This window comes from Allocoprobacillus halotolerans (genome assembly GCF_024399475.1).
GTDB lineage: Bacteria > Bacillota_I > Bacilli_A > Erysipelotrichales > Coprobacillaceae > Allocoprobacillus > Allocoprobacillus halotolerans.
Map to the genome: position 1 here is coordinate 2,476,059 of NZ_CP101620.1, position 12,999 is coordinate 2,489,057.

Annotated in this window: 13 protein-coding genes, 1 tRNA gene and 1 pseudogene; 1 reads left to right on the forward strand and 14 read right to left on the reverse strand. The window is 31.5% G+C overall.

Annotation, left to right across the window (positions count from 1 at the left end):
- Positions 1 to 497: 497 nt before the first annotated feature.
- Positions 498 to 1,916, forward strand: a complete 1,419-nt coding sequence (ltrA, locus tag NMU03_RS14610) for a group II intron reverse transcriptase/maturase (protein WP_290139398.1) — start codon at positions 498 to 500, stop codon at positions 1,914 to 1,916.
- A gap of 79 nt (positions 1,917 to 1,995) precedes the next feature.
- Here the strand turns inward: ltrA and NMU03_RS14615 are convergent, their stop codons facing one another.
- From NMU03_RS14615 to NMU03_RS14680, 14 genes and pseudogenes are all read right to left on the reverse strand, one after another.
- Positions 1,996 to 3,105 carry a BMP family lipoprotein gene (locus NMU03_RS14615; RefSeq protein WP_290139400.1) on the reverse strand — a complete coding sequence of 370 codons (1,110 nt, stop codon included), beginning with the start codon at positions 3,103 to 3,105 and terminating at the stop codon, positions 1,996 to 1,998.
- A 139-nt stretch (positions 3,106 to 3,244) separates the two neighbouring features.
- Complete coding sequence (locus tag NMU03_RS14620; RefSeq protein ID WP_290139402.1) at positions 3,245 to 4,387, reverse strand: DNA translocase FtsK; 1,143 nt, start codon at positions 4,385 to 4,387, stop codon at positions 3,245 to 3,247.
- A gap of 51 nt (positions 4,388 to 4,438) precedes the next feature.
- Positions 4,439 to 4,558 (reverse strand): annotated as a pseudogene (locus NMU03_RS14625) (DNA translocase FtsK); the annotation flags it as partial.
- A gap of 35 nt (positions 4,559 to 4,593) precedes the next feature.
- The gene (locus NMU03_RS14630) at positions 4,594 to 5,508 is read right to left on the reverse strand and encodes a DNA translocase FtsK 4TM domain-containing protein (protein ID WP_290139405.1); all 915 of its coding nucleotides are present in this window, start codon (positions 5,506 to 5,508) and stop codon (positions 4,594 to 4,596) included.
- Between the two features lie 76 nt (positions 5,509 to 5,584).
- The gene (locus NMU03_RS14635) at positions 5,585 to 7,279 is read right to left on the reverse strand and encodes a ribonuclease J (protein ID WP_290139407.1); all 1,695 of its coding nucleotides are present in this window, start codon (positions 7,277 to 7,279) and stop codon (positions 5,585 to 5,587) included.
- A gap of 104 nt (positions 7,280 to 7,383) precedes the next feature.
- A complete protein-coding gene (gene dapA, locus NMU03_RS14640) occupies positions 7,384 to 8,244 on the reverse strand; it encodes a 4-hydroxy-tetrahydrodipicolinate synthase (protein WP_290139410.1) in 861 nt (286 codons plus the stop codon).
- On the reverse strand, positions 8,245 to 8,823 hold the full coding sequence (locus NMU03_RS14645) for a dipicolinate synthase subunit B (RefSeq protein WP_290139413.1): 579 nt from the start codon (positions 8,821 to 8,823) through the stop codon (positions 8,245 to 8,247).
- Positions 8,816 to 9,319 (reverse strand): hypothetical protein, encoded by a 504-nt coding sequence (locus tag NMU03_RS14650; protein ID WP_290139416.1) that lies wholly within the window; start codon positions 9,317 to 9,319, stop codon positions 8,816 to 8,818. The genes NMU03_RS14645 and NMU03_RS14650 overlap by 8 nt, the downstream gene beginning before the upstream one ends.
- Complete coding sequence (locus tag NMU03_RS14655) at positions 9,280 to 9,612, reverse strand: hypothetical protein (protein WP_290139419.1); 333 nt, start codon at positions 9,610 to 9,612, stop codon at positions 9,280 to 9,282. The genes NMU03_RS14650 and NMU03_RS14655 overlap by 40 nt, the downstream gene beginning before the upstream one ends.
- A 52-nt stretch (positions 9,613 to 9,664) precedes the next feature.
- The gene (locus NMU03_RS14660; RefSeq protein WP_290139420.1) at positions 9,665 to 9,985 is read right to left on the reverse strand and encodes a hypothetical protein; all 321 of its coding nucleotides are present in this window, start codon (positions 9,983 to 9,985) and stop codon (positions 9,665 to 9,667) included.
- 635 nt (positions 9,986 to 10,620) lie between these two features.
- Entirely contained in the window at positions 10,621 to 10,977 is a 357-nt protein-coding gene (locus NMU03_RS14665; protein WP_290139423.1) for a diacylglycerol kinase family protein, read from the reverse strand.
- Between the two features lie 207 nt (positions 10,978 to 11,184).
- Positions 11,185 to 11,261 (reverse strand) — tRNA-Arg (locus NMU03_RS14670).
- A gap of 153 nt (positions 11,262 to 11,414) precedes the next feature.
- Entirely contained in the window at positions 11,415 to 12,341 is a 927-nt protein-coding gene (locus NMU03_RS14675; protein ID WP_290139426.1) for a hypothetical protein, read from the reverse strand.
- Positions 12,328 to 12,942, reverse strand: a complete 615-nt coding sequence (locus NMU03_RS14680; RefSeq protein WP_290139428.1) for a uracil-DNA glycosylase family protein — start codon at positions 12,940 to 12,942, stop codon at positions 12,328 to 12,330. Before NMU03_RS14680 ends, NMU03_RS14675 begins: the two co-directional genes overlap by 14 nt.
- Between the last annotated feature and the right edge of the window lie 57 nt (positions 12,943 to 12,999).

Genomic DNA, 12,999 nt, shown 5'->3' on the forward strand with positions numbered 1-12,999 from the left:
CTATTTATTATAACTTAAATTTCAAGAAAATCACAACTGAAAATATTTTTATTTGAAAAATAAGGCTTGAAAACATTTATCAAGCCTTGTTCATGTGTGCCATGCATGGCATAAAACTTGGTGGTGAAAGTCCACTGTGGGGGTTTCGTACTACCAACCACTAGTCAAAGACAAGGTATCCATCGTAAGGTGAGAACTGAAGGAAGTCGGAGACAAAATCCTGACCCAAGGAATACGAACTATTTAAGGCATATGCTTATTGGATGAGATTGCATGACAAATCAAAGTCCAATAGTACGACGGAATAAGCGGTGTAAAGATAGTGGGTACATGGGATGAAAGTGTTATGTCTTACCGTGGGAGGTCCTAGGGACATGATGAAAATGTAATCATGGTGGAAATGTTTGTCCTAGGAAGTCAGCCGAGGTCATAGTAGTGATGATGATAACTGTAATGGTTATCTAGCGAAGGACCGAACATAAGGAGGTGAACTGGAAATGAAAGATACTCAGGATAAAATTGGATACTGTCAACTATCATTAGGCTTACTCTATGAAGATAGTACGGAATACGACAATAATGGAGAAGTGTATCCTATATCAAAACAAGAGATATCGCATACGAAGAACACCAATAGATTTGTAATACATGAGAAGTTACTTGAAACAATCGTAGAAGATGCCAATATAGAAAAGGCAATCCAAAGGGTTGTGAGCAATAAGGGAAGTGGTGGTGTAGATAAAATGCAAGTCGCAGAAGTTCGTACGCATTTCGCACAGCACTGGTCTTATCTAAAGAAACTCATCATGGAGGGACACTATAGTCCACAAGCCGTTAAAAGAGTAGAAATACCAAAAGATAATGGAAAGAAAAGAGGACTAGGAATTCCAACTGTGACTGACAGGGTCATTCAACAAGCGATAGTGCAAATACTTACGCCTATCTTTGAGCCACTATTCAGTGAAAACAGTTATGGATTTAGACCTCGAAGAAATGCTCATCAAGCAGTAAGAAGAGTCGTAGACTATGCCAATGAAGGATATCGATACACAGTAGACTTGGACTTGGAGAAATACTTTGATACAGTCAATCATTCAAGGCTTATACAGATACTGTCACAAACGATTAAGGATGGAAGAGTCATATCACTCATACATAAATATCTCAATGCAGGAGTCGTAGTAAAGCATAAATTCGAAGAAACGACTAAAGGCGTACCTCAAGGAGGACCACTAAGTCCATTACTATCAAATGTCTATCTTAATGAACTTGATAAAGAAATGGAAAGAAGAGGCAATAGATATGTAAGATATGCAGATGACTGTGTCATACTATTCAAAAGTAAAAGAAGTGCAATGAGAGTCAAGGAAACAGTGAGGAGGTATCTTGAAGAGAAGTTATTGGTTAAAGTCAACCAGGAGAAAACAAAAGTAGCCTATATTACTGATATAAAATTTCTAGGATTTGGATTTTATATAGAGAAGAGTGGTAACGTACGAATCACTGTTCATAAGAAATCAAGAGAAAAGATGAAAAGAAGAATCAAGGAAATCACAAAAAGAAACAGACCTGTCAGTAGTAAACAATTAGGCCAAGAATTAAAACTCTATATGACGGGATGGATAAACTATTACAGGGTAGCCGATATGAAAGTGTATCTTGGTAAAGTTGACTCATGGTTAAGACGAAGAATACGAATGATATACTGGAAGAGATGGAAACTGGTAAGGACGAGATATAAAAATCTACAAAAGTTAGGAATAAACAGGAAAAAGGCATGGGAATGGGCAAATACAAGAAAAGGCTACTGGCATATAGCCAATAGCTTTATACTCTCTAGAACACTGACAAACGAAAGACTGAAAAGCTTTGGGTTTATCAGTGCACTAGACTATTACAATTCTATAAACTTATGAAACGCCGTGTAGGGGACCCTATGCATGGTGTTGTGAAAGGGGCGAAAGATATTAATTCTTAGCCCCTATTCGATTTCCATTAATTTTCAACTGTTAATTCCACATTTTCACATTTTAAATCAGCAGGAGATTTAGCTGCTTTATTGTTTTTAATTTCAACAGTTTCATTTACAATTTTATCGTAAATTGCATTATAATCTGCTTCAGTGAATTTTTCAAATTTAGAAGTTTCTAATGGTAAACCAACATCACCATCTTTAGCACCTAAAACAATGTTTTGTTCACCTCTAAATTGTATGCTTCCATCATCAGTTTTATCAAAATCACCACTATAAATAGAAGCTAATGCTTTTTGAACAGCATCTCCTAATTTTTTGTATGCTGAAGTGATAACTGTATTAGATTCAGAAGATTGATCGACGTCAACACCAATCACTTTACCAACAGGGTCGCTTGCTTCAGCCGCAGCCATAACTGAGTTACCTACTGAACCACCACATCCAAATACAACTGTAACTCCATCTTTATACCAAGAAGAAGCTTTTGTTTGAATCTCTGGAGTTGCACTAAATCCACCAGTATAATGATACTTCATTTTCACTGTAATTCCTAATTCTTTAGCTGCATCATTTGCTCCTTGAACATATCCATATCCAAAGTTCATAACAGCTGGAACAGCTTGTCCACCCATGAAACCTAAGCTTGTATTTCCATCTTTAACAGCAGCATATCCTGCAAGATAGCCAGATTGTTCTTCTTGGAAAGTAATACCGATAGTATTCTTTTCAGTTTTATAAGTTTTATAACTTGCATCATGAGGATTACCATCAATTAAAACAAATTTAACATCAGGGTATTCAGTTTGTTTTTCATAAATTGCTTCTTCAAACAAATATCCTGGACAAACAACAACTTTTGCCCCTTGTCTTACAGCCTGATCAATAGAGTTTTTATACTCATCAGTTGTCGCATCAACAGGTTTAATGTATGTACATTCAATGTTATTTTCCTTAGCATATGCTTGTACACCTTCATATGTACCCTGATTGAAAGACTTGTCATCAATTGTTCCTTTGTCAGTTAACATAACGATTTCAGGATTTTTTGATTCTTCTTTAGAACCATCACCACTACCACATCCAACTAGCACCATTGATAATGCTAATAAAGACGCAAACATTTTTTTCATATTTTGTTTTCCTCCTTTAACATTCTAACAACATTTTAACATCATTTTCACAAAATAAAAAGAGAAAACGTCAAATATCTTCACATTCATCATTTTCTCTTTTATATAATTTTAAAATAATATTGATATATTCAATATTTTATAAATCTTCCTCATGATATTGTCGAATATAAACTTCACGTGGTTTACTACCAAGTTGTGGTCCAATAACACCATCTTCTTCTAATCGGTCTATAATGCGAGCCGCTTTATTATAACCAATTCTAAACTTTCTTTGTAATAAAGATGTTGATGCTTTTTGAGCTTGAATCACAAATTCACGACACATTTCATATTCTTCGTCTTCCTCATCAAAACTATCATTTGACTGAGATGAAGAAATAGATTTCACATTCACATATTTATCTTCATAAATAGCTTCCTGTTGCGATGAAACATAATGTACAATAGAAGCCACCTCATCATCAGTCACAAAGCATCCTTGAACTCTCGTTGGCGATGATGATCCCATTGGCGAAAACAGCATATCACCTTTGCCAAGTAATTTCTCAGCTCCAGAAGTATCTAAAATTGTTCTTGAATCAATACTTGATGATACAGCAAAAGCAATACGTGAAGGAATATTGGCTTTGATAACTCCTGTAATAATGTCTGTTGATGGTCTTTGAGTAGCAACAATTAAATGAATCCCAGCTGCACGTGCCATCTGAGAAATACGCATAATACAATCTTCTACATCTTTGCTGGCAACCATCATTAAGTCTGCAACTTCATCTAAAATAATGACATGATAGGGTAATATTTCTTTTGGTTCATCTCCATGTTTATCATTATATTTTTTAACAAATTCATTATATGTTTCAATATTTCTTGCACTTACACTTGCAAATAAATCATAACGTCTTTCCATCTCTGACACAACTTCTCTAAGAACAGCTGCCGCTTTTTTGGGATCAGTAACAACTGGTGCCAATAAATGAGGAATTCCATTATAAACAGACAATTCTACTTTTTTGGGGTCGACCAAAATCAATTTGACTTCATCAGGTCTAGCACGCATTAACAATGAAGAAATAATTGTATTCACACATACTGATTTCCCAGATCCTGTAGCTCCAGCAATTAATAAATGGGGCATTTTATCCAATTGAGCAAAAACTGGTTTTCCTGAAACATCTTTACCTAATGCGACAACAAGAGGATTATTTTGAAATTTAGATTGAGATAATAAATTTTTTAAAACATCTTTAAAACCAACGACAGCTCCACTTTGATTAGGCACTTCTATTCCAACATAAGGCTTACCAGGTATTGGTGCTTCAATTCTAATATCAGCAGTTGCTAGTGCTAATTTGATATCATCTTGTAACTGTAAAATTTTATTAACCCTTGTTCCAATTTCTAATTTTAATTCATATTTTGTAATAGTCGGACCAATGAAAGCATTTTCAATTGTTGCATTAACACCAAATTGTTTTAAAACTGTTGTTAATCTTGTTGCATTTTTTGAGTCGCACTTCTTTCTTTAGAAGCGTTCTGTGTTGATTTTGTTGATAGCAATGAAAGTGGTGGTAATTGATAATGCGATAAATCTGTTTGTATAGGTGTTTCAATAATTGTTTCTTCTTTGATTTCTTCTTTCTTTTCTTTTTTCTTTTTTAAAGGTTGTTTCTCTTTAATATCTATTTTCATATGCTCTTGATCAAACTCAAACGCACTTGTTATTTCAGGATCCATTTTTTCTTCAACATCATCAAAAGCCGAATCAGGGAAAAGTGGAATTTCTTTATCTTTAGATAAGAAATCAAAGAAATGTGATTTTTTCTTTAAAACAATAGTTTGAACTGGTGGTTCTTCTTGTTTTTTTATTTTTGTTTTCTTTTTGTTGTTTTTTTGATATTGTAAATAAACTTTACTTGTAACCAATGCAAAACCAATAATCAAAATAACAATTGATAAAATCAAAGCGCCTAAACTTTCAAATAAAGCACTAAATAAACCATAAAGAGTGACACCTATCAAACCACCTTTGTTCATTTGTTGACTTTGAATATATGTGGAAATAACTCCTAATCCACTCGTTTGAGGTTGACCAGGAATAGATGCAATCGTTAAAACACTCATAAAAATAGCATATAATCCAATAGCTTCTGGTCCATTAAAACGTGGAAACTGAGCTTTCCATAAAATATAAAGACATAACAACAATAAAGTTAAATAAACAACTCCATATAAATTTCCTGTTAAAAAAGCCACACAATTATGTATTCCTTGTCCAATAAATCCCAAACGCAAAGCTGATACAATAATAGCAAAAATAATCAATAACACAATAATTCTTAAACGCAGTTTCTCTTCTAAAATCTGATTCTTAGATTTTTTTGAACGTTTTGTTTTCGCCATTACGCTCACCTTCTTTCAATTTTTCATTATAACAAAATCTCACATTAATGAAAAGAAAAAGCAAGATTTCTCTCGCTTATATTTCGACAACAACACCAATAAATACAGGTTTCTTGCCAGTTTCTTTCACAATATATTTCATTGATTGATCTTTCATCATACTTCTTATTTCAGCAATTTCCATTTCAGGATTCTCTTTTAACTGACCAACAACTTTTTCACAAATTTCAATAACATGTTTAATCACATATTCAGAATCTTTCAAATAGACAAAACCGCGTGTTTGACAATCTGTTTGTGCGACAATTTCTTTGGTTTCTCTAGATATTGTTAGACCAACAATAACGACACCATCGTTAGCAAGTTGGATACGATCATCAATAACTTTTTCTCCAACATCACCAATCCCAATACCATCAATCATCACATCATCAATTTCAAAAACATCACGTGTATCTAAAAGCTTTCCTTTTTCAAAAGTTATACGTTCGCCATTATCAATAATGATAATATGATCATTTGGAATATCCATGTCTTGAGCAATTTGTTGATTAAAAATAAAATGTTGATATTCGCCTTTCATTGGAATATAGTATTGAGGTTTAAAAATTTGAATAATAACTTTAATATCTTCTTTTGAAGCATGCATTGAAAATAAATCTTTATTTTTTAATAAATGCACATGGGCATCTGTTTTATATAATCCATTATGTGCTTTATTGGCAATCTTTTCAGTTCCAGGTAAAACTGGAGATGCTACAATAAAAGTATCACCTTTTCTAAGTTTCAACAAATCATCCCCACCATCAATAATATCACAAATATCATGATAGATACGTTGAGGACTTCCACTCAATAAAATAACATAATTACTATCATATTGAGGATTACCAATTTTTTCTTTATCTCCTAGCAAATGCTCTGGAACATTTAAAACCGGTTTTTTTGATCTTTGTGCTATTCTTAATAATGTATTGGTATTATCATATTTATCACGGCCATAAAAAACAATTTGTCTTTTATACTTCTTTGTTAATTCTATAATTTCTTGTGTTCTAAAAACATTTTGGGCATAGCTTGAAATAATAATTCTTTCATAGCTATCTTCAAAAATATGATCAATTTTATTCGTTAATTTATGATTTGGTGAAGTATATCCATCATGTTTAGCACCTGAAGATTCAACTAACAAAGCCAAAACACCTTTTTTACCAATTTCCATCATTTTTTGAATATCACATTGAAATTCTTTAGGAGCTCCAAAATCAATAATAAATTCACCACTATAGACAAGATAACCATAACTTGTCCATAACGCCACACCCACACTTCCTGGAATAGAATGAGTTACTGGGAAAAATTCAACTGGTACGCCTTCAATATCAATTGAAGCATTACGATTTACAGGATGCAAATCTAAATTAATCTTGACGCGATTATGACGTTGGAAACGTTCCACCATTTGTTTAATTAAAAGTGCCGTTAATTTTGGTGCATAGACTGGTGCATGAATCGTCTGTAATAAGTAAGGTAATGCAGCCATCGCATCATCATGACCATGTGTAATAATAATCGCTGCAACTTGATCTGCCCTTTCTTCTAAATATGTAAAACTAGGAATGATGATGTCAACACCTAGTTTATCGGAATCAGGGAAACGGAAACCTGAATCTATTATAAAAATCTTATCATTAATTTCAAAACAATACATACTTTTACCCATTTCTGCTTGTCCACCCATGGGTATTAGTTTTATAACATCATTTTTCATTCTTTCACCCTTTCTTTTATATTGACTCTTTAATATCATTATACATTTGTTTTTTCATTGTGTATAGATTTTTTCAAAAGTATGATTATCATATCATATTCTGTTTAATGCTTCAAATCATTTTGCTTATATTTTTCAATAAGTGGTACTAATTCTTTTTCTAATTGTAAACTTACTGATGTTAATGGTGGTCTTAATATATTTTGAATATAGCCCATTTGACTTAAAATATACTTTATGGGAGCTGGATTAGATTCCTTAAATAAAAATTGACTTAAAACTTTTAAACACCAATCATCAAAAGTCTGTTCTTGTTGTATGATTTTTTCAATCAACGGATAATCAATATGACTAGCTACAGAAATTAAACCATCTATTTGCATTTTTAATCCTTCTAATAAAAGATGGTCATCTCCTAAATAGATTTTAAACAGTGGTAAAACTGTTTTTATAGCTGCAATATCTTCTAATGGACCACATTGTTTCATTCCAATAATATGTGAATGCTTTTTGGCTAAACGAATCACAGTTTCTGGTGTAATAGCAACACCACAACGACTAGGAATATTATAAATCAATAACTTCTTATCAGTTGAAGAAGCAATCATATCAAAATGTTTATATATGCCTTCTTGACTAGGTTTGATATAGTATGGAACAATAATCAAAAAGGCATATATAGCTGGATTGTCATGATACATCTGAATATGACGGATGACTTCAGCTGTATTATTGGAACAGATACCTACAATAACACGTATACGTGGATATTTATTTAAAACTCTTTCAACAAGAACTCGTCTTTCATCTAATTTTAATGTTGATGTTTCACCTGTAGTTCCACATAAAACAAAAGATTTATTACCTTCATGAATTAATTTATCTAAGACACGATATAGTCCAGGATAATCAATGGATAGATCTTGATTAAACGGTGTCATTAATGCTGTATAAATATCTTTCATTTAAATCTTCCTATATCCTAATAGAAATGGTTGGTATTGTTGATGTTGAAGAGCTACTTTTAAGGTATCCAAAACTTTATCTTTTTTAGCAATCATACTATGTGGTTTACGTTGATAATCATCCTGAAACATGGGCACAAAATAATAATTTTTCTTATTGAATAATGATAAGAGATGAACACCACTGTTTGATAAGACATCGTTTGAATAAACACCTAAAACAATAGGAATTTGATTACGTACACAAGATTTCACTAACATAGTCACACAATTATCATTAATTCCTAAATCAATCTTATTGAGCGTTGAGGCATCACATGGATAAACAACAACAGCGTCTAATTGTGGATGTGGTCCATATACTTCAGCTTCTTGAATGCTTGTATGAATATCTTTATGTGTTATTTCTTTGATTTTTGTTGCTAATTCTAAATGCGAATAAAAACGTGTATCCATATCACGTACATGTGGTGTCATAAACACTTCCACTTCACAATCTTGGCAAAGAAGTTTTAAAACTTCCAACATATCATCCATGCTGCAAAAAGAACCCGTTATAGCAAAACCAATTTTATTCATTGTTTATTTTCCTTTCCATTATATCTGCCATCATTTTTCCTGCAAAACCATATGCATATTTACTAGGAATTGATGGTAAAATAATACTATTAAAACCTTTGGATAATGCATAATGATGATCAACACCATAAGGATATGATGCAATATCTAAAATCATCATATGGGCATTAGCATGATCCAAATGCGTCGATGACACAATCTGAGATGGGACTGTATTAATTAAAATATCACAAGCAGATAAATCCATATCAGCCATTATATAACCTTTTGCTCCTTGATCATTTATCTCATCTAAAATTATAGGATTTCTTATTCCCACATAAACATCAGCCTGTAAAGCCACTAAATCCCTAACAATTATTTTTCCACAATGACCATACCCTAAAACATGAATTTGACTTCGATAAATTGGAAAACGACGATGTCCAATCAAATAAGCCAAAACACCTTCAGCAGTTAAAATACTATTTTTACATACAAAATCCTCATCATCCAAAAAGCAAAATACTCGAATCCATATTGTTTTGACAAAGCTTCTAAGTAATCATTATGCACTATCGTAAAAATTTTCGTATGGGGTTGTAATTGTTTCCATACTTGATCTTCAACAACAATCGTATCATGATGTAAAAACAAACGATTTTTTCGGTCAATTCCTTTCATCCCTAAATAAATCATTTGACAATAACGCAAATCACTCCATTCATCAGTTACATAAAAACCTTTCCTAGTCATTTCTTCCATGACTTCTTGTCCACGTAAATCATCATGATTAACAAAAATCAGCATTCCTCGTCACCTCATCTTAAAATATGAATTTTTTTCTATTTGGTGACATCTTTTATGAACAAAAAATATTCTCTTGTTTTTCAATCTGTTCATCCAATATTTGAATAAACAAATACATTTGTGGCAAAATAAAATCAGCTGCCTGTTGTACCATTTCATCTATATCCATATTTTCATCTTTTGTTTCAATACCAAAAAAAGCAATCACTAAATAATTATAATCTTCTTCATCAACACCTACTTTCGCTTCAACAATGATTTCCTTAATATTCGTCACTGTCGTTGGTTCAACATAACAAGTCATAAATGTTTTTTTAGATTGAACCTCTCTGTTTTTTGTTTCAATATGCATTTCTTTTAAATAAGCTTTCATTTTTCTACCCTCCTATTATTTATATATACATTTTTTGGATTTTTTCTTTTTATTTTTAAAAAAAAGTATATAATTTTTCAAGAGGTGTCCATATGTCTTATTTTTTTATTCTATTTTTCACAATTTATGTTGCTACTAGAAAAGATATTATATATGAAAATATTACAGGTGTCTCAACCGCACCAGAATATCGAATACTTGTTATTATTTATACTCTTATATGTGCTATTTATTTTGCTTATCAGATGAATCGTCACTTTCATTATTTAAATCGATATCCAAGATACATTCCAACCTTGATTTTTCTAGCGGCACTTTTCATGTCTATTGGTGCTTTTTGTCCTTATTCCAAAGACAATTCATGGTTATCGTCTATTCATGTCTATGCTTCAATGACTGCATCACTTTTATTTATTATTATCTTACAAATTTATACCCACCAGCTTTCTATTCAGTGTCCTGCTATTTATTTCCAAACCCATTGGCTTTTTCATTTAGGATTACAAATTCTTGTTGTTATCTTTTTTGTAAGTGGAGCAATTAATGGTATTATTGAAATCTTATATGTTTTATTTATTTGTTTTTATCTTTTTTCTATTGATCGTCAAATGAAAAAAGTAAGTCGCATGACTTACTTAACTAAAAATTTTAGGAATAAATATTATCAAACCTATAATTACAGAGGCTATAGCACTTACAAGCACAGCTCCAGCAGCTGTGTCTTTTGCTATTTTTGCAAGAGGATGAATCTCCTGAGTGCATAAATCAACCACTGCTTCAATAGCTGTATTAATAAGTTCCAAAGAAATAACAAATGCAAACAATAAAATACAAATAAACCATTCTATGACAGATAAACGAAAAAGAAAACCACATATAATAACAAGAATCATAAAGACAAGATGGATTTTGATATTTCGCTCTTTATGAATACATTGTATAATACCTGATAAGGCATAGCCTAAGCTTTTATAAAATGGATCTTTTTTCATATTAACCGACTCCTTTATAAAATTATAACATAGAATAATCTATGACTCTAGTCGTTTGATTGAATTTATATAACCTAAAAAATGTAATATTTTCTAATGTTAAATTCCTATATTTGTAAAACAATGACTTTTCAATTTCGTGCCTATATGTGGTCAAAAGTACTTTTGCAAAATAAAAACCCTGATAAAATCAGGGTATTTTTCAAATGGCGTCCACGGAGGGATTCGAACGCATGACTGCACGCTTAGAAGGCGTGTGCTCTATCCAGCTGAGCTACGTAGACATCTATTTTTCAACTGCCCATATATAATAGCATAACATTTTATAACATGCAAGAGTTTTTTTATATTTTTATCAAATTTTATTATTCTTATAAAAGCAGCTAATCATTAAAAAATTAACTGCTTTTATTTCATTCAAACTATATATATTTCTTTTAGCTTTTATTAGCAAATTTTTTAACAAGTTTATCCATTACACTTTTAGAAATGCCTAAACGCTCACATAATAAATCCTCAATTTCATCCATTGATTTTCCTGCCAAATCACTTTCATTGATGCCTAATTGTGACATCATTGATTGAACTTGATCATACATTTGTGTATTGCCTTGACTATATTGATTCATCATATCATCATAAAATCTTTTCGCATCTTCTATTTTCTGTTCTGCAATATTATCTGATTGCTCAAATGCCTCTTGTATTTTATATAATTCGTCTATTTCTTCACTATCCAAACCTAATTCATCAAAGAAAGTCATTACTCGAGGATATATTTTTTCTAATTCATAACAATAATTTTCTTCATCTAAATCTTCAATAATTTCAAGTTCCTGATTGAATTCCTTTATCAAAGTCAATTGTTTTTCAGTTAATTCAATATCTTCATAAGCATCATCTTGGAGATCTTGAAGAATAATTGGTACATAATAAGCCACTTTTTCATGAGTTGTCATTATCATTTCGATATTTAAACCAGTTATCTCAGACAAAAGTAAAACCAACACTTCTGGATTAATAGTCTTATTACTTAATGCATAATTTCCACTTTTGGTTCTAATAACTGTTTTAACTAGTGGATCATGATGATGTTTTTGTAAAGATAAGCTTGTTACTTCATCATAACGAATACATCCTGCTTGTCCAAATTGGAAATATATTGCCTGAGGTGTGATAATCATCCCTTTGCTGCCATCTTCTTCATCACTCGCATCAATAAACGCAATAATCTCAAAAATATCACGGTTTCCAAATTGATAAATCGCATTGCTTATTTGACTAGGTAAGTGATTTTGGTCGTAGAAATTTCCTTTTATCACTAACTTTTCACTGATATCCATCCATTCTTTATTTTCTATCATGATTTTCCTCCTCATTTTCTATTTTTGATATATCACAGTATGTTTGAACAACACGACTGATTTCTTTCATCCTATCCTGAAAATCAAGATGCTTTTTTATCCAACCACGATTTAAAGGTGAAGGATGTGGTAAAACAAATGTACGTTTTCCATGAATCATTTGATCATTAAAAACTAAATCATCTAATGTTTGATCAGGGAAAAACACTTTCGCCGCATAGCTACCAATAATAATATAGATTTGATTATGAACAGAGTCCATTTCTTTAAACAACCATTTTTCATAACAAATATGAGGTGGTTTTTTATCTCCTCCATATTGAGATTTGCCTGGATAACAATGCGCTAAAGATGTTATATAAAAATTATCTTGATTATAAAATGTTGTTTCATCTATCTGATACCATTCTCTTAATTTTTTACCACTTTGATCACTAAAAGGTCTCCCAATCTGATGAACTTTTAAAGAAGGCGCTTGACTGATTTGCATAATTTTAGCATTCTGATGCCCCCAAACAATAGGAACAACATCATGTTCAAAAACAGATTGACATTCACGGCAATGTTTAATCTCTTTCATCAATGCTTTAAATGTATCCATACTACACCCCTATTCATCTTTTTTAACATATCTTATAACTAAAATGTTTTTTTTGTC